18 protein-coding genes are annotated in these 19566 nt (G+C 67.9%); 7 read left to right on the top strand and 11 right to left on the bottom strand.

From position 1 onward, the window contains the following. Positions 1-31: 31 nt before the first annotated feature. From msrB to IBX22_RS05505, 4 genes are all read right to left on the bottom strand, one after another. Positions 32-463, bottom strand: a complete 432-nt coding sequence (gene msrB / locus IBX22_RS05520; protein WP_194814278.1) for a peptide-methionine (R)-S-oxide reductase MsrB — start codon at positions 461-463, stop codon at positions 32-34. A gap of 76 nt (positions 464-539) precedes the next feature. After that, positions 540-1859, bottom strand: a complete 1320-nt coding sequence (locus IBX22_RS05515) for a glycosyltransferase family 87 protein (protein ID WP_194814277.1) — start codon at positions 1857-1859, stop codon at positions 540-542. 67 nt (positions 1860-1926) lie between these two features. After that, complete coding sequence (locus IBX22_RS05510; RefSeq protein WP_194814276.1) at positions 1927-3489, bottom strand: alpha/beta hydrolase; 1563 nt, start codon at positions 3487-3489, stop codon at positions 1927-1929. A 25-nt stretch (positions 3490-3514) separates the two neighbouring features. Beyond that, positions 3515-4276 (bottom strand): pyrimidine reductase family protein, encoded by a 762-nt coding sequence (locus IBX22_RS05505; protein WP_194814275.1) that lies wholly within the window; start codon positions 4274-4276, stop codon positions 3515-3517. A 35-nt stretch (positions 4277-4311) separates the two neighbouring features. On the opposite strand from IBX22_RS05505, the gene zapE reads away from it, so the two are divergent. The 3 genes from zapE to IBX22_RS05490 all read left to right on the top strand — a co-directional run bounded on the left by zapE (position 4312) and on the right by IBX22_RS05490 (position 7008). After that, complete coding sequence (gene zapE / locus IBX22_RS05500) at positions 4312-5331, top strand: cell division protein ZapE (protein WP_194814274.1); 1020 nt, start codon at positions 4312-4314, stop codon at positions 5329-5331. A gap of 43 nt (positions 5332-5374) precedes the next feature. Beyond that, positions 5375-6160 (top strand): tyrosine-protein phosphatase, encoded by a 786-nt coding sequence (locus IBX22_RS05495; protein ID WP_194814273.1) that lies wholly within the window; start codon positions 5375-5377, stop codon positions 6158-6160. A gap of 92 nt (positions 6161-6252) precedes the next feature. Continuing rightward, positions 6253-7008 (top strand): alpha/beta fold hydrolase, encoded by a 756-nt coding sequence (locus IBX22_RS05490; RefSeq protein ID WP_194814272.1) that lies wholly within the window; start codon positions 6253-6255, stop codon positions 7006-7008. Here the strand turns inward: IBX22_RS05490 and IBX22_RS05485 are convergent. After that, positions 7005-7562, bottom strand: a complete 558-nt coding sequence (locus IBX22_RS05485) for a GNAT family N-acetyltransferase (protein WP_194814271.1) — start codon at positions 7560-7562, stop codon at positions 7005-7007. The two genes, IBX22_RS05490 and IBX22_RS05485, sit on opposite strands and share 4 nt — an antisense overlap. Beyond that, positions 7559-8791, bottom strand: coding sequence for an MFS transporter (locus IBX22_RS05480; RefSeq protein WP_194814270.1), 1233 nt, complete (start codon positions 8789-8791; stop codon positions 7559-7561). The genes IBX22_RS05485 and IBX22_RS05480 overlap by 4 nt, the downstream gene beginning before the upstream one ends. A 147-nt stretch (positions 8792-8938) precedes the next feature. Here IBX22_RS05480 and IBX22_RS05475 point away from each other — a divergent pair, with 147 nt between their 5' ends. Together IBX22_RS05475 and IBX22_RS05470 are read left to right on the top strand one after the other, a co-directional pair. Further along, complete coding sequence (locus tag IBX22_RS05475) at positions 8939-10240, top strand: cytochrome P450 (RefSeq protein ID WP_194814269.1); 1302 nt, start codon at positions 8939-8941, stop codon at positions 10238-10240. An 82-nt stretch (positions 10241-10322) separates the two neighbouring features. Continuing rightward, positions 10323-11867 carry an NAD(P)/FAD-dependent oxidoreductase gene (locus IBX22_RS05470; protein WP_194814268.1) on the top strand — a complete coding sequence of 515 codons (1545 nt, stop codon included), beginning with the start codon at positions 10323-10325 and terminating at the stop codon, positions 11865-11867. 4 nt (positions 11868-11871) lie between these two features. Here the strand turns inward: IBX22_RS05470 and IBX22_RS05465 are convergent, their stop codons facing one another. Further along, positions 11872-12597 (bottom strand): class I SAM-dependent methyltransferase, encoded by a 726-nt coding sequence (locus tag IBX22_RS05465; protein ID WP_194814267.1) that lies wholly within the window; start codon positions 12595-12597, stop codon positions 11872-11874. A 170-nt stretch (positions 12598-12767) separates the two neighbouring features. Next, the gene (locus tag IBX22_RS05460) at positions 12768-14012 is read right to left on the bottom strand and encodes a hypothetical protein (protein ID WP_194814266.1); all 1245 of its coding nucleotides are present in this window, start codon (positions 14010-14012) and stop codon (positions 12768-12770) included. A gap of 535 nt (positions 14013-14547) precedes the next feature. Between IBX22_RS05460 and IBX22_RS05455 the strand changes: the two genes are divergently transcribed. Further along, positions 14548-15504 carry a hypothetical protein gene (locus IBX22_RS05455; protein WP_309234432.1) on the top strand — a complete coding sequence of 319 codons (957 nt, stop codon included), beginning with the start codon at positions 14548-14550 and terminating at the stop codon, positions 15502-15504. A gap of 45 nt (positions 15505-15549) precedes the next feature. On the opposite strand, the gene IBX22_RS05450 is transcribed toward IBX22_RS05455, so the two are convergent. The 3 genes from IBX22_RS05450 to IBX22_RS05440 all read right to left on the bottom strand — a co-directional run bounded on the left by IBX22_RS05450 (position 15550) and on the right by IBX22_RS05440 (position 18542). Next, positions 15550-16767, bottom strand: coding sequence for a hypothetical protein (locus IBX22_RS05450; RefSeq protein ID WP_194814265.1), 1218 nt, complete (start codon positions 16765-16767; stop codon positions 15550-15552). A gap of 102 nt (positions 16768-16869) precedes the next feature. Beyond that, on the bottom strand, positions 16870-17634 hold the full coding sequence (locus IBX22_RS05445) for a glucose 1-dehydrogenase (protein ID WP_194814264.1): 765 nt from the start codon (positions 17632-17634) through the stop codon (positions 16870-16872). Positions 17635-17702: 68 nt separating this feature from the next. Further along, positions 17703-18542 (bottom strand): helix-turn-helix transcriptional regulator, encoded by an 840-nt coding sequence (locus IBX22_RS05440; protein WP_194814263.1) that lies wholly within the window; start codon positions 18540-18542, stop codon positions 17703-17705. 124 nt (positions 18543-18666) lie between these two features. On the opposite strand from IBX22_RS05440, the gene IBX22_RS05435 reads away from it, so the two are divergent. Continuing rightward, entirely contained in the window at positions 18667-19530 is an 864-nt protein-coding gene (locus IBX22_RS05435; RefSeq protein WP_194814262.1) for a CPBP family intramembrane glutamic endopeptidase, read from the top strand. The last annotated feature ends 36 nt before the right edge of the window (positions 19531-19566 follow it).

Genomic DNA, 19566 nt, shown 5'->3' with positions numbered 1-19566 from the left:
CCGTACGCTGCGCACAGCGCGGATGGCCGGTTCACTCCGCTGCGTTGCCCGAGGGGTGCAGTCGCAGCGAGATCGAGTTGATGCAGTAGCGCTGGTCGGTGGGTGTGTTGTAGCCCTCGCCCTCGAAGACGTGGCCGAGGTGGCTGTGGCAGTTCGCGCACAGCACCTCGACGCGGCGCATCCCCAGCGAATCATCCGGGCGCAGAATCACCGCCTCGGACTCGGCCGGATCGAAGAACGACGGCCACCCGCAGTGCGAATCGAATTTCTCGGTGCTGCGGAACAATTCGGCGTCACACGCCCGGCAGACGTACACGCCTTCGGTCTTGGTGTCGGTGTATTCGCCGACGAACGGACGCTCGGTCCCCGCCTCGCGCAGGACCTGGTACTCGTCGGGGCTCAGCTTCGCCTTCCACTCCTGGGGCGTCAGCTGGATCCGCGGCGCAGGAAGATCAGCACTCATGACACTGCCTCGCTAACGCTCGGCACCGCCATGAGCGCTGGGCGCTGTGTTGTTGGTTCGCTCGCTGCGCTCGCTCTCATGGCTCCACGCTAATACGTTTCGCGGTAGAGGGGGTCGAGCCATTGACCGGCTCCGTCACAGGCTGCGGTTCCTCGGCCTGATCCCGCGAGTCCGGCGCATGCTTCATCCAGGCCGGATCCAAGCTCTGCCCGGCCACCAGACGCCCTTCGCGGCGCGCGTTGAGATACCGGTCACCGAGCACGCAGAACACCACGATCAGCATCAGACCCCAGCCGAAGGTGATGCGCAGGTACTCCAGGTCACGCCCGATGCTCGGCCAGCGGTCCGACAGCCATTTGTCGTAGGACAGGAACCCGAATGCCGCCAGCCAGGCCGGCCAGGTCCGCAGCACCGAATTGCGCAGCACCACCGACATCATGAACGGGAACACCATCATCGAGTAGTACATCTGGCCCAGCGAGGGCAACAGCCACGACGCGATCAGCAGCACGCCGGAGGACGTGGTGATGAAGAACAGTTCGTCCTCGCGGTAGTACCGGTACAGGATCCACAGCGTGAGCGCGACGACGACGCCCATCGCCAAGCGGATACTCCAGGTCAGCCAGACGGGCAGGCCGTAGTAGGCCCCGTTGCCCTCGATAGCGCTGTTGAAGTAGTCCCGGGTGTGCCCGAGATAGGGCAGGGTGCGCCGGACGAAGTCCATCGGGTCTTTCACCAACGGCCAGGCGATCACGTTCAACACCAGCGGCACGCCGATCGCGGTGATGAACACCTTCCACTGGCCGCGCACCAGCGCGATCAGCAGCAGCGGCGCGAGTGTCGGTTTCACCGCGATGCTCAAGCCCATGATGGCGCCCGCCCACAGGTCGCGGCGCGAGAGCAGCAGATGGATGAAGAGCAGCTCGCACAGCAGCAGACAGCCGTTGACGTTGGTGAAGATCAGCGTGTTGGTGACGCTCTCGGACATGAACATCGCGAGCAGCAACACCGGCGCCGCAACGGATTTCACGCTGTACTTGAACAACCGCAGCAGCAGATACCAGGCGACCAGGATGGCGGCGACGTTCAACAGGATGAACAGCCAGCGCGCCTTCTCGTAGTCGATGATCGCGACCGGCGCGAACAGCAACGTGCCGCTCGGGTAGTACAGATAGTGCGGATCGACAGAGTCGAAGTTCGCGGTGTAGACCGGGCGCCCGTTGAGGAACGCCAGCGACGCGTCGTACACGGGCCGGAAATCATCGGTGACGAATCCGTTGACAGCCTTGATGAAGACCCGGTTCAGCACGGTCATGACCGCAATCGGCCACAATGCGAACTTGATCACCTCGGCGGTAGTACGAGCGGTGCGCGGCTCGATCTGTCGAAGTAACACTGGCGCACCGTACACCGGATTCGGTCACGGCCGGTTGCCGGGCGGGGTGTTCAGGCGCGGCGGAAGATCAAGCCGGGCAGGCGGTACCGTCCGCCGGCAGCTTCGCCTCGGCCAGATATTCCAGCAGCGCCCGCTGCGCGCACCCGGAGTGCGTGAACACCGGATGGCCCCAGCCCTGCCAGTTCACGGTGGCATGCCGGGCGCCCGCGGAGCCCAGCGCGCCGGTGACCGACGCGGTGCCGCCGTTGCCCTTGACCGGGTCGGCGACCGAATTCAGCACCAGCACCGCCAGATTCAGCTGCTCCGGCATGGGAGCGGGCGAAGGCACCGGCCAGGCCGAGCAATCCAGCAGGCTCAGCGCCGCGGTCCGGCCGAACACCGGATACTTCTGCCCCCACAGGGTGGCGAGTTCGGCGGCCTTGCCGGGCGTGGGCGGCTGCTGGGTGTCGGTGCAGCGGTTGACGAATTGTCCGTCGCTGGCGGTCGCCGCTGACTCGCGCAGGATCAGGTTGCCCAGCGCGGTGCTGTCCCCGCGCCCGGCGGCCGACAGCGCGTCGGCCAATTCGCCGACCCGGTTGGACTGATCGGCGCGCGGGCTGCCGAGGAAGCCGGTGATCGCGGTGAGCAGAGCCTTCGCCGAGACGTCGCCGAGCCCGCCGTTGCCGGCCTTGTTCACCAGGTCGACGATGGCGGCGCGCGGGTCGGCGCCGAGCGAGCAGTTCATGCCTTTGCAGCGCTGGGCGAATGCGGTCAGGGCCGCTTCGGCGCCTTGCAGTCGCTGTTCCTCGCGGGTGACCGAGTCGGTATTGACGGCCTCGGGGGAGTCGAGCACCAGCCGCGACAGGTGGTCGCCGAACTTGCGCGCATAGCTGAGCGCGACTTTGGCGCCGTTGCCGGTGCCGAGCAGGTCGATGTTGTCGACTTCCCACTGCTTGCGCAGCTGCTCGATGTCGTCGGCGGCGTGCGGGGCGTCGAAGAGGCCTTCGTAGGGTTGCAGGAAATCGCGGCAGGAGACGGTGGCCTCCTGGCTCAGCCCCGACACCACTTCGGCGGGATTGCCTGTGCCGGTGCTGAATTGGCCGTTGTCGGCCAGGCCGCGGCGGATCTCGGCGGGCAGGCAGTCGATCGGCTGCGAGGTGCCCAGGCCGCGGCGGTCGACCGCGACGATCGGCCGGGTGGTGAGCAGACCGGCGCCGCCACTGCCGACGGCCAGGCCCGCGAGGGTCGCGGTGGAGGAGCGGTCGGTGCCGGAGGTGAGCACCAGCGGAGCCGCGTCGGGCGGGGTCTGCGGCAGCCGCGCCCGCATCGCGCCGGTGCGGAAACTGCCGATGACGGTGCCCTGGCTGTCGATCGGGGTGGAGAATTCGGCGCACTCCAGCACCAGGCCCGCAGGGGCCGGGCCGAGACCGAGCAGGTTCACCGTGGGGGTGGTGCAGTCGCGCCAACTCAGATCGGTCTTGGGCACCGTGGCGCGCTTCGGCGGAGCGACCGGGGTGGTAACGGGAGTCTTCACGTCGCCGACGGCCGGGCGCTCGACAGCGACACCGGGGCGGTCGGAGGGGCCCGCCCCGCACCCGGTGAGAACGATCGACAGTGTCGAGGCCACTACAGCGGCTCGAGTCCAGCGCATGCGGTACAGCCTGCCACAGGGCGGGTCAGCGCCGGACCCACCGGGTGAGGATGGTGCCGTCGTCGTCGAGCAGCAGCTGGCGGCGTGTCATGGCGGATTGGAACTCGTGGGCGGACAACGCGATTCGCCGTGCGGTGCCGCCGATCAGCAGCGGCGCGGTGGTCAGGCACAGCTCGTCGACCACGTCGGCTTCCAGGAGTTCACCGAACAGGTGCGGGCCGCCTTCACACAGCACGCGGTGCAGTCCGCGTTCGGCGAGCGCCTTCAGCAGCGCCTTCGGGGTGACGGCCACGCCACCGGCTTCGATGACTTCCGCGCCGGCGTCGGCGAGTGCGCGTTTGCGGTCCTCGGGCGCGGTGGAGGTGGTGATGATCAGCGGCGGGACCTCGGTGTCGGTGAACAGGCGGCAGCCGGGTTCCAGTGCGGCACTGGCGGTGACCACTGCGATCGGCGGCGGCGTTCCGTCCCGGTGCCCGCCGAAGCCCTGGTCGTGGAGCGTGCGCCGGCGTTGCGCGTCGGTGCGCGCGCCGCCGTAGTTCTCGGCACGGACGGTGCCCGCGCCGACCAGGATCACGTCGGCCAGATCGCGCAAAAGCATGAAGACCTGTTTGTCGGAGGGCGTGCCGAGCCCTTCGGATTTGTCGCCCGCCGTGGCCGCCCCGTCGATGCTGGCGACGAAATTCGCCCGCACCCAGGGCGCATCGAGGCTGGTCGGGTAGGCGTACAGCTCAGCTAGGCCGTCCGCGTCGAGTTCTGTGAGCTGGATCGCATTGGGGATACGCTGCATGACTACCGATCACACCACGTCCGTACGCTTTGTCCATGCAGGAACGCCTCGTCGACCGTCACCCTGAGGTGCCGGCCGATCAACTCGTCGCCCAGATGGTGCCGCCCCCCATGTTCGATGAGGTCAGTTTCGCCTCCTACATTCCCGACCCGAACGAGCCCAGCCAGGCCGCCGCGGTCGCCAAGGCCGAGCAGTTCGCCGGTCAGGTCGCCGCGATCCACAAGGCGGCCAACAAGAAGAGCCTGTTCGGTAAGAAGAAGCCGGTCACCGGCGCGGGCCTGTACCTCGACGGCGGCTTCGGTGTCGGCAAGACCCACCTGCTGGCCTCGATCTTCCACAGCGCGCCGGCGCCCAAGTCGTTCGGCACCTTCGGTGAGGTCACCAACCTGGTCGGCGCGCTCGGCTTCAACAATGCCGTGGAGCGGCTGGCGGCCAACAGCGTGCTGTGCATCGACGAATTCGAGCTCGACGATCCGGGCGACACCATGCTCGTCTCGCGCTTGCTGACCGAACTGTCGGCGCGCGGGGTGTCGATCGTCGCGACCTCCAACACGCTGCCGGGCCAGCTCGGTGAGGGTCGTTTCGCCGCACAGGATTTCATGCGTGAGATCAAGAAGCTGGGCGCGATCTTCGATCCGGTGCGGGTCGACGGCCCCGACTACCGGCACCGGGATCTGCCGCCCGCCCCGGAACCCACCTCCTCCGAGGTGCTCACCGAACGGGCCGCTGCCACACCGCATTCCACGCTCGACGACTACGACGAGCTGTTGAAGCACCTGAGCACGCTGCACCCGTCGAAGTTCGGTGCGCTGATCTCCGGTGTGTCCGCGGTCTACATCTCCGGTGTGCACCCGGTCACCGACCAGGCGGTCGCGTTGCGCATCGTCGTGCTCGCCGACCGCCTCTACGACGCCAGCATTCCGGTCACCGTCTCCGGTGCCAAGCTGGACGAGATCTTCTCCCAGGAGATGCTGGACGGCGGCTACCGAAAGAAATACCTCCGGGCAATCTCCAGGCTGCTCGCGCTTTCCCGCTTCGAAGCCGCGACCGCGTGAAGTAGTAACTGCCTCAGCCCGAACCGACGTCAGGAAGTCCCGCGTGTCCCGAGATCGTGCCCTCCGCGGCTGTGTCGCCGCGGCCACCGGCCTTGCCATCGCCTTCGGGCCCGTCGCCGGAACGGCCCTCGCCGCCCCCGCCTCGGCCACCGAGTTCGACCGTTCGCTGCATCTGACCGGCGTCCAGAACGGCCGTGACGTGGGCGGCTACCGCACCGCCGACGGTCGCCTGGTGCGCACCGGCCTGGTGTTGCGCACCGGCCAGCTCAACAACGCCACTCCGGAGGATCTGGCCGCGCTGGGCAACGTGCGCGTCGTCGAGGATCTGCGCACGGTCTACGAGCGGACCATCGCCCCGGACCGGGTGCCCGCGGGCGCGACCGAACGCTGGGTCGATGTCATCGGGCAGGCCCCGCCGCAGACCATGATGACCACCCTCACCGGCGGCGATGACCTGTACCGCGCGTTCATCACCGCGCCGGGCGCGAACACCGCGTTCGCCACGGTGCTGCGCGACATCATCGACACCGAAGACGGTGCGGTGCTGTTCCATTGCACTGCCGGTAAGGACCGCACCGGCTGGACCGCCGCGGTGCTGCTGACGATCCTGGGCGTGGATCGCGACACCGTCACCCAGGACTACCTGCTGTCCAACGTCTACCGCGGCGCCACCGAAGGCGACGGACTCAATGGTGTGCAGCAGGCCTGGCTGGACGGCGCGTTCGATCAGGTCAACCAGAGCTACGGCAGCTTCGGCAACTATGTGCGCGATGGGCTGGGGCTCAGTGATTCCGATGTCGCCGCTCTGAAGGCGAAAATGCTGGCCTGACAATGCGGTACGGCGACGTGCCTGCCTGCGGTGGACGAATGGGTGCCCGGCGAACCAGCGGACAATTCGGGCGCCGTCACTATGCTGCGGGTATGACGACGTTCAAGACCTGGGACGGGCTGGAGCTCAGCTATCGCGTGTGGGAGGGCGAAGGCACCCCGGTTGTGTTGCAGCACGGCGTAGTTGCCGATACCGGCGCCAATTGGATCGGGATGGGCGTGGTGCGTGCGCTGCAGGCGGCGGGGCACACCGTGGTCTCGCTGGACGCGCGCGGGCACGGCCGCTCCGAGAAGCCGCACGATGCTGCCCGGTATTCCTGGGCGGCCATGGCCAAGGACGTGCGTGCGCTCTACGACGAGCTGGGCCTGGATGAGGTTGTGCAGGTGGGTTATTCGATGGGCGGGGTGATCTCGCTGCTGGTCACCGCGGCCGATCCGCGGGTCAAGAAGCTTGTCGTCGGCGGCATCGGCTCGGGCGTAATCGATTGCGGCGGTATCGATCGGCGCGTCATCGACGTCGAAGACCTACAGGCAGCGATGACCGGAGACGGGGCCGCCGCACCGCCGACGGCACGGATGTTCCGGATTCTCGCCGACGCGGTGCACGCCGACATCGACGCGATCAAAGCGGTCGCCAAGGGGCTCGACGAGGAACCGATCAAGACGCTGGACGACATCACCGTTCCCGCACTGGTTCTCGCCGGCGCCGCGGACCCGTTCGCCGCGGAACCCGAACGTCTCGCCGCCGCCCTGCCCGACGGTCGCGCGGTCGTCGTACCCGGCGACCACCTCATGGCCGTGGCCGACCCGGGCTTCTCCGCGGCATTGATCGAGTTCCTGAAGGCCTAGCGCCCCTTGCCATCCGAGAACACCAAGCGCATCACGAAATCGTGGTGCGTCTGCCGCCCGACCAGGAACGTCTTGGTCCCGACGCGCTGAAACCCATGCTTGGTGTAGAACCGCAGGGCGCGTTCGTTGCGCTGGTTCACCCCGAGCCAGACCCCGGCAGCGCCCTCTTCTCGCGCCCGCTCCAGCGACGCCCGCATCAGCGCTTTGGAGATGCCACTGCCGTGATGCCCGGGCAGTACATACATCTTGCTGATCTCCACCACCGGGCTCAGGTTCACCGCCGCGGCGACCTCCGGATCGGCCGGTTCACCCGTGTGCAGCATCGCGTAACCGACGATTTCGTCATCCGCGCAGGCTTTGAGCACGGTGAACGCGGGATCGGTCAGGTAGTCGCCGAACCTTTCACCGGAGAGGACCTCGGTGATGAAGATGTCGATGTCATCGGCGGTGGCGTCGGGCGGGCACGCGAGGGGAAAGGTCGCGGCCGCAACGTCACTGAGGGCCTCTGCGTCCCACAGTCCGGCCCGGTCCACGATGACCGGTGATGTGCTCATTTCTCCAGTGAAGCACGTCCGTGATCACCGCCGGGGTGCTTGCCCGCTTCGGCGCGGGAATGAAACACCCCCGCGAGCCCGATCAGGACCGCCGCGAACAGCAGCGGGACCAGGAAACTCACCCGATGACTGAACCCCGCCGCGACCGCGCCCACCAGCCCGCCGCCGATCAGGGTGCCCGCGTAGTTGAACAGGTTCAGGCGGGCGATGAGCGAGTCCAGGGCCCGTCCGCTAGCGAGCCGTCCGGCCTCGCTGAAGCACAGCGGCGCGATCACCGGCAGGCCGATGCCCGCGATGAAGAATCCGGCGATGGCCACGGCCGGTGCGGGCGCGGCGATCACCAGCGCCATGCCCGCGACACCGATCGCGGCGGCCACCCGCACCACTTGGCGTGGGCCGAAGCGCCGCACCCACCAGTCGCCGGTGAGCCGGGCCAGCAGCGAGGCGCCCTGGTAGGCGGCGAGCGCGAGTGCGGCGGTGGAGGCGCCGGCGCGCAGGGTGTCGTCGTTTTCCAAGTACAGCGCGGAGAAGCTGCCCACGGAGAGGTCGATGGCGAAGACCAGCGCCATCGCGATGCCGAAGCCGAGGTAGGCCCGCAAGGCGACCGCGCGGATCGCCTCGGATTCGCTCGGAAGTTGTTCCGCGGGACTCGCTTCGGCTTCGTCGGCGCCGAGCAGGCGTGGCCCCAGCACCAGTCCGGCGGCCAGCACGATCACCGCCGCGGCCAGCAGAGTCTGCCGCAAGGTCACCTCGAGCGCTTCGGCGCCGGCGACGAACAGCGCACCGGTGATCGAGCCCGCGCTCCAGGCCGCGTAGAACGAGGACAGGATGAAAGTGCCGTATCCGTGCTGGATGAATACCGCCTGCATGTTCGTGCTCGCGTCGACCATGCCGAGCGCGACGCCGTAGCTGCACAGCGCGACCAGCAGCCCAACGGTGTTCGGCGCGAACGCGATCGCGCATCCGGTCACGGTGACCAGCAGCAGACCCAGTCGCAACGTGGTCTGGCTCGACCACCGTACGGCGAGCTGCTCGGCCAGCACGCTGCCGCCACCGGCCAGCAGCGACACCACCACGATGGAGCCGGCGATGAGTCCGTCGGATAACCCGAATTTCTCCTGCTGCTGCGGTAATTCGGTGAGGACAACGGCGAAGAAGAAACCCTGCAGGGCGAACGCGAACGAGTTCGCGATCCGGGCGCCGCGCAGGACCGGCGCAATCGAACTCATCATCGGAGGGTAGCGGCCACCTTCGCAGGCTGCGGGGCGAATCGATCAGCTCGGGCCGGGCGGCCGGATCCGCCCGTGGCATGACGCTGTCGCTGCGGCAGTTGTGGGACATTGGCTGCAGTGCATGCCGCACCCCAGGGAGGCTCGATGACCGCGACCTATCCACCAGGGCCGCCGCTGCCCGCGCCGGTGCAGACCTTCCTCTATCTGCGCCGCCGTTCCCTGTTCCTGGGTGCGCTGCGACGGCGCTACGGCGATGTCTTCGCGGTGCGGGTGCCGCCGTTCAACGACAACGTCGTGGTGTTCTCCCGCCCCGAACACATCCGGGAGGTCTTCACCGGTGACCCGCGCACCATGCACGCGGGCGAAGCGAACAACATCCTCGGCCCGGTGATGGGCGAGCATTCGGTGCTGCTCACCGATGAAGCCGAGCACGCGCGGACCCGCAAGCTGCTGCTGCCCGCGTTCAACAACACGTCGCTGCGCGGCTATCGCGAGCTGGTCACCGAGATCGCCGCGGCGGAGGTCGCGCGGTGGCAACCGAATTCCACGGTGGTCACGCTGGACCGGATGAACGCGCTGACCCTCGAGGTCATCATGCGGGTGGTCTTCGGCGTCACGGATGCGGCCATCCGCGCCGAGCTGGTGCCGCGCCTGCGTCACATCGTGAATGTCGGCGCGCTGCAGTACGCCGGGCTGCGGATCCCCGGTCTGCGGCGCTATCGCCCGTGGAAGGCGTTCCACGCCAACCTGATCGCCGTCGACAACCTGCTGTACCGGGAGATCGCCGCGCGTCGCGCCGCTCCCGATCTCGCCGACCGCGCCGACGTGCTGTCGCGGCTGCTGCACGTCGGCTCCGAAGGCGACGAGCCGCCGCTGACGGACGCGGAACTGCGCGACCAACTCATCACCCTGCTGCTGGCCGGGCACGAGACGACCGCCGCGGCACTGTCCTGGGCGCTCTACGAGCTTTCGGTGCATCCTTCGGTGCAGCGGGCGGCGTTCGAGGCCGCGCGGGACGAGGACGACAAAGCGTTGGAAGCCGTGCTGAAGGAGGCGATGCGGCTGCACCCGGTGATCCCGGGCGCGGTCCGCCGGCTCACCACCGAGACCACCGTCGCGGGCTGGACGCTGCCCGCGGGCACCACTGTCAGCTGCTCCATCACGCTGGCGCACCGCAGCCCGCAGAACTATGCCGACGTCGAGGCGTTCCGTCCGGCCCGGTTCCTGGAGGGCGAAGTGGAGCCGCACACCTGGCTGCCGTTCGGCGGCGGAGTGCGCCGCTGCATCGGCGCGGGTTTCTCGATGATGGAGGGGGCTGTGGTGCTGCGGGAGATCCTCACCCGCTACGCGCTCGCCCCGGCCGCCGCGAAACCCGAACGCGGGCGGGTGCGCAATATCACCACGGTGCCGCACGGCAAGGCCCGAATGGTTGTGACCGCGCGGTAAACAGCGTTCTAACCTGTTGGTATCCGCCGAAATCGGGCGCGCGGGCATTACGGGTGCCCGCATACGGGTAATCTCGGTGCCCATGACGAGCGGGAACCGCATCGCGATCGTTGGTGCGGGTATTGCAGGCCTGGCCAGCGCGAAGGTTTTGAGCAGGGAAGGGTTTCCGGTCGAGGTATTCGACCGGGCTCCGGACGTGGGGGGTGTGTGGAGCGCGTCCCGGCGCTATCCGGGGTTGCGCACGCAGAACAGCCGCAACACCTACCACTTCTCGGACTTCCCCATGCCCGAGGACTACCCGCGCGTCCCCGACGGCGCGCAGATGCAGGCCTACCTGGAACGGTATGTGCAGCAGTTCGGGCTGCGGGAGAACCTGCGGCTGGGCACCGAGGTGGTCGCCGCCGATCCGGTCGACAGCGGCTGGCTGCTCGAGGTCCGCGACGAAACCGGGATCCATCGCACCTCCTGCGATCACCTGGTGATCGCCAACGGTGTCTACAGCGAACCCGCCATGCCCGAGTACCGGGGCGCCGACAAGTTCCAGTCGGCCGGCGGTTACCTGTGCCATTCCACCGACTTCCACGACGCCGAATGGGCGCGTGGCCGCAATGTGGTGATCGTCGGTTACGGCCAGTCCGCGTGCGATATCGCCGAGGCCGTCAGCCATGTCGCGGCGTCGACGACGGTGGTTGCGCGCCGCCTGCTGTGGAAGCTGCCGCGCAAGGTCGCGCCCGGCTTCGACTACGAGCGCCTGATGCTGACCCGGATGGGGGAGGCGCATTTCCGCTACCAGCAGCTCGGCTGGTTCGAACGCTTCCTGCACGGCGGCGGAGTCTCCTTCCGCGACAGCAACTTCGACCTGCTGCGCGAACTCGCCACCAAGCAGACTCAGCTGCGGGAACTGGACCTGGTGCCGGACACCCGCTTCGAGGAGATCGCGCAGAGCACCTTCTCCCTGGCCACCGAGGGCTTCTACGAACAGGTCCGCGACGGCCGCATCTTCGTCGCCCGCGACAGCTCGATCACCGAAATGTTCGGCACTCCACAGGGTCCCGCCGTTCAGCTCGATACCGGCGAGCACTTGCCTGCCGACATCGTGGTGTGCGCCACCGGTTTCCAGCAGCGCGTCCCGTTCCTCACCCCCTACATCCAGCGTCAGCTCACCGACGACGACGGCAACTTCCGCCTGCACCGCCACATCCTCCCCGTCACCGTCCCCAACCTGACCTTCGCCGGCTACAACGCCTCACCCGTAGCCACCCTCAGCGCCGAAGTCGGCGCGCACTGGACCGCGGCCCTCCTCAACGGCCGCATCCCGCTCCCGGCCGCCGAAGACATGGCCGCCCAGGTCGAGGACCGCCTCCGCTGGATGGAAGCCGGCACCGCCGGCCACCACGCCCACGGCACCGCCGTCACCCCGTTCACCCTGCACAACATCGACGAAATGCTGGCGGACCTGCACTTCCGACTACCCTTGAGAACCCGCCTCGCCCAATGGATCCGCCCGGTCAAGCCGTCGTCCTACCGCGGCCTCGGCGAGCGCAAACACACCGGCAGCGACAAGCACGCCCCACCCACCGAACCGCTCTACGCCCAACCTCAGCGTCCGCACGCCGACCACCGCTGATCAGCTAGCCGCGCAGCGCGACGAAGACGAACTCGCGGCCTGGACGATCCGGGGCGTCCCGGACGTCCAGCACGCGATATCCGGTTGCGCGCAAACTGGATTCGACCTCGTCGCGGTCGCGAAATCGAAGCGTCGAGTCCGAGCTGATGGCTGTGCCGTCGGCCAGGAATCGGTAGGTGTAGCGGAAAGAGACGAGCGGCAGCTTCACCTCGAGAACTTGCCGACGCTGCTCCACCTGGCCGATTCCGGGAACATCGAGGATCAGGTGGGCGGGGTCGGCGGCCCATTCTTCCCAGGCCCGGCGCTCCGGACGCCTGGTCTCGAATACCAGGTGCCCGCCCGCCCGCAGCGCGGCGTGGACCTCTTCGAGGGTCCGGATCCAGTCTTCGTCGGTGGTGAATGCCTGTGCGACATTTCCGGTCATCACCGCGAGGTCGGCATCGACGCCCGACGCTGCCGCGGCGTCACCGGGTAGCCACGTCACCACGGAGCCGCCAGGTTTCGCTTTCGCGATCTCGAGGGATGCTTCCGCCGGGTCGACTCCTACCACGATGCGACCGCGCGCTGCGAGCCGGATCGCTAAACTCCCTGTCCCGCAGCCGATGTCGAGGACTCGGCCCGCGCCCAGCTCGTCGGCGATGTCGAGGTAGGCGTCCAGATCCCTCCGGGGTCCTTCGAAGAAGTCGTAGAGGGGAGCGAGACGAGGGTGTGCGAAGGCGGGGTCAGGCACCTTTCGACCATATCTACCTTCGACGGGCTTTGCCGATGCTCGGTGTCGAAGCGGACTGTGCAACGTGGACCACTTCGAGCCGTCCGGCGAACCCGACGCCGACTAGGACGCCTATCTGCGCAACATTCCGCCCGAAGCATGGCTTCGGGCGGCGTGGATGGATGGCGTGCTCAGGTCGGTAGCTCGCCGGGTGGGGTGCCCAGTGGGCGGCCGAAGGGGCCGTGCGGGTTTCGTTTGAGTTCGTCGAGCATGGCCTGGAGCTTGTCGACGTGGGCGTTGTCGTCGACGGTCGGCCGTTGCGGGGCGGTGGTGGAGATGTCGGGCTCGGGGCGGGGCGAGGTCAAACCGGATTCGTTGCGGCCGTTGAGGGTTGGCGCAGGGGAGTCGAAGCCGCCGCTGGGCGGGGGTTCGAGGCGGCCGCTTCCGGTGATGTGGGTGGGGGTGTCCGGGCGGCCGGTGAAGTGAGTGCTTTCGGGCCGGGCGGTGGAGTTGGTGAGGCTTTCCAGTCGGCCGTTGAGGCTTGCGGGAGTTTGGGTTTCGGAGCGGCCGGTGATGTCGGGGCTGCCGTTGAAGCCCTCGGAGCGGCCATTGAGGTTCGCGGGCGACTGCGGTGTGCGCGTCGGGAGCTCGGTGAGGCCCGGAGGTCGTGGCGGCTCGTCGTTGCGGGGGCGCGCCGAGGCGTAGTCCATGCCGTGCGGGGCGGTGGTCGGTGCGGCCTCGGTGATGCCCGAGGGAGTGAAACGTTCACTGCGCGGGGTGATTCCGACCGATTCGAGGCGTTCGGCCGACGGTGCGGGGTCGGCGCTCGGCTCGACCCAGTCGTTGAGGGCGGCAGGCACGGTCGGGAGGCGGCGTTCGCTGCTGAAAGCGGTGTCGGCGACCGCGGCGGTGCCGCGAGCGCTGACCGGCTCGGGCTGGTCGGCGCGAGCCGGGGGCTGCGGGCCGCGATTGGCCACCGCGCGCGGCAACGGCCGTTCGCCGCGGGACTCGGCTTCGGTGCGCGGTGGATTGCCGCCGCGCTGCGGGACGGTGCTGCGCTGGGGGAGGTCGGGCTGAGCCGGTTCCGGGGCGGGATTCTCGGCGCGGGCCAACTCCCGGCGTTCGGCGCGGGTCGCGGGCTCTTCCCGGGGCGCGGGCTCGGCTCTGGTGACCGGCTCGGCGCGCGGGCCCCCCTCCACACCGTCGATCCGCGAACCCAGCTTCGAAATGTCTTGGTCGGTACGGAAAGCCCAGGCTTCGAGCTTCGCCAACCGCGCCGCCACCGAGCTCTCGTCGCGCGCTCCGTCGACCCGGGCCGCCACCGCATCCAGCTTGTCGCTGACTTCGCGCAAAATCTCCGCGATGCCCGATATGATCTCGCCGATCGAATCGTCGCCGCTCTGCTGGCCGTGCTCCATCCGTACCTTCTTCCCCATAGAGTGCGCGATCACGCCCGTGGCCCGGGCGATTCTATCTGCGAACCGACGGGTGTGCGGGGCGAGCGCCCAACCTCACGTGCCCGCTGGGACTTTCGCGCGCGCAAAGTTCTCCAGCAACTTGCCCGTCGCGCCGGATTGTCCGGTTTCCCGCACTCTCGATGCTGTGCGCGATGTCGTCCAGGCCATGTCGGTGTTGCCCGGAATTGTCTGGCCCTCGCACCACCGCTGGACTGGGCAATCGTTCGAGAAGTCCACCGGTTCGGGCGGTTTGGTCTCGGAATTATCACTGTGCCGTTTTGCGCGATTGGCGGCAATTGTCAATCGACAGGAATTTCTGTGGTAATCGTCTCGCATGTCGCTGCGAAATCCCTTGTGATGCACCACACATCGGCTGGTCGAGAGGTTTTCAGCAGTTGTGGCGCACCCGGGCGCGGGGTATAGGGGGCTGGCGAGCAGCGGACATCTGACGCACTCTTGATCTATGGATTAGGTCGCAAGACCAAGCGGTGGTTATGGGCAGGGGAGTGATCGCGTGCGAACCAAGCAGCGTGCGGACAAGGCTTGCGGGCGCCGAGCGGTGCTCGCCGAACTCGGTATCGGCGAGGCTCCGGAAGACTCGGGTGGTACCTCTGCCGGCATCTCCCGATACAGCTGCCGGTGCCCGGAATGCGCTGACGCCCAATGGGATATCCAGCGCCTCAAATACTGGCTGTGCGGCCGCCTGCTCGCGATGGGCGCCGACGAGGCCGAAGTGGACCGCCGCATCGGCACCCTGCCGGTCGACATCTACTACCGCATCGGCGACCGCCAGTACGCCATCGAGGTCCGTTCCGGGCCGCTGGACCGCGCGGGCGCGGTCGAGCACACGAGGCGGTTGCGGGAGGCGGGCTGCGAGAGCGTGCTGTGGCTGTGCCAGCCCGGCTACTGGGTCGCGCACCTACCCGCGCTCGGCATCGCCAACTTCGCGCCACCGGCCTGCGACTATCTGATCGAATCCGGCATGCTCACATCCGACGGCAAGGCGCTGGCCACACCGCGCCCCGGCCCGTTCGAGCTACGCGACTTCCTGGAGGGTTTTCTGTCCGGCACGATCGTTTGGGGTTACCGCGACGAACTGACAGGAGGCTGGGGCACCGTGACCGACTGGACGCACCATACGCACGCGCAAGCGATGGTGATCGCCCGCCAGCGGCAGGAGCTGGTCAACCAGCGCACCGCCCTGGCCCTGTCCCGGAAGTCGGTCCGTGACAAGCAGAAACAGATCATGAAGCTGACCAGTCGCCTGGAACGCGCCGAACTCGACACCGAAGACCGGGCCGGTTCCCTGGCCGAGGCGAATCGCAAACTCGCCAGCCACCACCGCGTCGACGCCTCCCTGCGCGCCACCATCAAGGGCCTCCAGGACACGATCAGCCACTGGCAGCTGGTGACCTACTGCTCGATGATGCTGATCGTCACCTTCGTTGCCGGGGCGATGGTGGTGCGCTGAGGGGCTGCTGGTTGGTGAGGCACTGACCCGCACCCCCGTTGGCCGTCAGTCGGTCGAGGCGGCGGTGTTGTCGGCGCGGAGCAGGAATGGTGCTCGATCCCAGCGCCAGTCGTTGCGCAGGACCAGTGCGGTGAAGTCGAGCAGGTCGAGGTCGGTTTCGTCGCGGAGCTGACGGATCGCGGGCCAGAACACCGGTCCGCGGTCGAGCAGCTCCTGTAGTCGCTGCTCGATGCGCGGGTTCACCTTGCGGTGCAGCAGTTCCGGTATGCCGATATGGCTACCCGTCCACACGAGCCAACCCCACCCGTTGCTGTGCGCGTGGGCGCGGGCGGCCGCCGAGGCTGCCCGGTTGACGTGGAAGCCGACGTGACCCAGCGGCTGGACATCGATCAGCGCGACGCGTCCGTCGGTGAATCGCGCGGCGATCACCGGATACGTAACCTGTTCCGCCCCATCGAGTTCGAAACCGACCGCGCTCGGATGCTCCTGGAAGGTGTCGACGAGCTCGCTGGCGTTGAGCGTTTGCAGCAAGCGCGCCTGTAGCGCCGAGTCGAATCGGACGTCCCGGCCGACCTTGTCCAGGTAGAACCGCCCGCGTCCATCGTCGTCCCCGTCGACGGTGCGCGCTGACCGCAACGGCAAGGCCGCGGGTTTTCCCTGGGGCCAATCAATTTGTCCCATAAAGGAATTCACCTGGCTAGTCGCCAGCGGTCCAGCGTCGTGCAACTTGGCCAGCCGCCGGTTCGTTTTCTTCTGCCACGCCATGATCCGCTGCATGACATACCCGGCGACCCGTTTCGCGTCCTCGGGTGCGTGCCCGGCCAGCCGCAGTTTCAGATACGACAGCTCGTTGCCGACCAGATCTGTCTCGGTGGCATACGTTTCGACCAGTAGCGCCCGGGTCAATGCGGGATCGCGCGCGTCCAGCGGATAACGCCGGGTGAATGCCGCCAGCCGCAACCCGGTCAGCGGTGCCTCCCGCAGCATCTGCCCGACCGACCGGGTGTGCAACTGCCGCACCCGATCTCGCGCCAAGTCGTAGCGGGCCCCGATGTGCGCCAGCGTCTCCGGCCGGGCCCCGCTCACCCCGAGCCGCAATCCGAGGATGTCCGCGTCGCGTCTGCTGCGTTCGGCCTGGCCCTCGATCAACTCGGCCAGCACCTCGTTGATCTCCTCCAGGCCGAACGAGACGTCCGTCTCGAGATCGTCGGCGAACTCGAGGTCCGCGCCCGTCTCGGGTGCTGCCTGCGCATCAGCCGTCACCGGTGCCCCTTCCCTCGACTCCGCCACTGTCGGGCAAAGCCTAGTCGCGGACACCGACAACTCGGGCCGTGTGCGGCCCGCGTCCTCCAGGGAAGCGCCCGCCTATACCATCGCCGACGGGATCACCGTGGTCAGACCGCCGTCGACAAGCAGCTCGTGCCCGTTGATGTACGAGGCCTCGGCGGAAGCGAGGAAGGCAACCGCGGCGGCGACCTCCTCGGACGTCCCGACCCGGCCTGTGGCGACACTGGAACCCGCGGCCTCCCGGATTTCAGGGGAGGTTTCGGCGCGGAACGCCGGGGTGTCGATGTAGCCGGGGCTCACGGAGTTGACCCGGATACCCCTGGGCGCCAGCTCGGCGGCGAGGGTCAGGGTCAGGTTCTGTACCGCGGCTTTGCTCGCCGAATACAGTGCGGCGCCAGGCGACCCGCGATGGAAGGCGAAGGACGCGTTGATCACGATGGCCCCGCCGTCCGACAACAGCGGCAGCGACTTCTGGATGGTGAAGAACGCCCCTTTGAAGTTGCTGTCGACGACTCGATAGAACTCGTCCTCGGTGACGGCGTCGAGGGCCTGGAACGCGCCGATGCCCGCGTTCGCGAACACGACGTCCAGTCGCCCGAACCGCTCCCGGATCGCGGTGACCAGGTTGCCGAGATCGGCGAGATTCGCGGCGTCGCCGGGCACTCCGAGTACCCGATCGCCGAGTTCGGCCACGGCGGCGTCGAGCCGGGCCTTGTCCCGTCCGGTGACCACCACCTGGGCGCCCTCGTCGAGCAGCCGCCGCGCGGCGGCCAATCCCATGCCGCTGGTCCCGCCGGTGATCAGCGCGATTTTGCCGTCGAATCGGAAACTGTTGTGCGTCATGGCTTCAGCGTGCCGAGCCACCCCGGCCGCAACCAGTGCTCGCTTATCGTAGGTGCGGCACCACCAGGCTAGGCCGTCAGCCGGATCCGGTGCAGCCGCTCCAACCGGCCGGCGGTCTCGGTGCCCTCCTGCGGGTTGTAGAGGATCATCGACCACTCCGGATGGTGCGCGACCGTCAGCGTCGTCGTCTCGAAATACAGCTCGCCCACCTCGGGATGGCGCATCGCGTTCACCGCCTGCACCGGCGCGGCCACCTCGTGCCGCTCCCACAACTCCTTGAATTCGGGACTCGCGGCGCTGAGTTCCGTTACCACCCGCTCGAATTCGCTGTCACCGGGGAAGTGCGCCGCATCCGCCCGATACGCGCCCACCACCGCCGGCGCGGCCGCGGCCCACACCTCGTGCATCGCCCGATAGCGAGGATTGACGAAGAAGGTCCGCAAGCAATTCTGCGGGCCCCCATCGAATCCGAACACGACCCGCGCAGTGTCGTTGCACGCCAAGATATTCCAGAACCGATCCCGCAACACCGCGGGCCGCTGCCCCCACGCATCCAGCAGATGCAGCACCTCGGCGCTCACCTCATGCCCCGAAACCGGCGTCGCGACAGGCGGATTCAACCCAGCGAGCAAATACAGATGCGCCCGCTCCGCCGCACTCAACAGCAGCGCCCTCGCGACCGCGTCCAGCACCTCGCCCGACACCGTGATGTCACGCCCCTGCTCCAGCCACGTGTACCAGGACACCCCGACCCCGGCCCGCATCGCGACCTCTTCCCGGCGCAACCCCGGCGTCCGCCGCCTGCCCACCACCGGCAACCCGATGTCAGCGGGCGCGATCCGCGCCCGGCGGGCACGCAGGAAATCCCGGAGCTGCTCGCGGCGGTGGGTCGCGGATTCGCTGGTCATATGCCACGTTAACAAGCCAGCAGTACTAACGCCCGTTCGCCTGAGTTCTCTCACCTCTGCGTATGAGCCGAGTGCCGTACTTCAGGTTGAGTTGCGTCGAGATCACGATGCTTACGGTGCGATCATGGCAACACATCGAGCGACCGAACGTGCCTCCCCGGGAACGCGACAGGGGCTACGTCCCGTCACGGTCTTCTTCGCGCTGGCTTTCGCTCTCACCTGGATGTGGTGGATTCCGGCCGCCTTGATCGAACGCGGCACCCTTCCCATCGATGTGCCGTGGCTCGTCCTGATGATCCCGGGTGGCCTCGGCCCCCTGTTCGCGGCCCTGATCTGTGCCAGCACGCCCTTCGGCGGCGCCGGCGTCCGCCCGTTCCTACGCCGTGCCTTCCGATGGCGCGCAGCCCCGCGGCTCTACCTCCTAGGAACTTTCGGCATGGCCGCGATGGTGCTCGGAACCCTCCCCGTCCAGCTCCTCGCGGGCGCAAACTGGGACTCCTCAGGCGCACTCGCAGGGCTGGCGGCCCTGGCCCCGATGTTCGTCTTCACCTTCCTTCTCGGCGGCGGCATCGACGAAGAATTCGGCTGGCACGGCTACGCCCTCCCGCACCTCCAAGCCGAACTCCCACCTTGGTCCGCGAACCTGCTCCTCGGCGTCCTCTGGTCTCTCTGGCACCTCCCGCTGTGGTGGAATCCGGCTGTCTCCCAACACAACCTGAACTACCCCCTCTACTTGTTGTCCACCACCGGCTTCGCCCTCGTCCTCGGCTGGCTCTACAACATCTCTAACGGCAACGTGATGCTGATCGTCACCGCCCACACCTTCTCCAACCTCGCCTACGGCCTCCAATCCGCCGCCATCGACCCGGTCTACCAATGGATCAACGTCACCGTCATGGCCGCCTCCGGCCTGCTCGCCCTTACCCTCACCCGCGGCCGCCTCGGCTACACCCAGCCGCAGTGGGGAAGGGTCGTAACCCCGCCATAGCCAGGCGATCTCGGTGTAGCGGCGGTAACCTGTTGG

It is taken from the genome of Nocardia sp. XZ_19_385 (assembly GCF_015355755.1).
GTDB lineage: Bacteria > Actinomycetota > Actinomycetes > Mycobacteriales > Mycobacteriaceae > Nocardia.
Note: the sequence above shows the minus strand (reverse complement) of the source record. Positions and strands in the feature narration are given on the sequence as shown.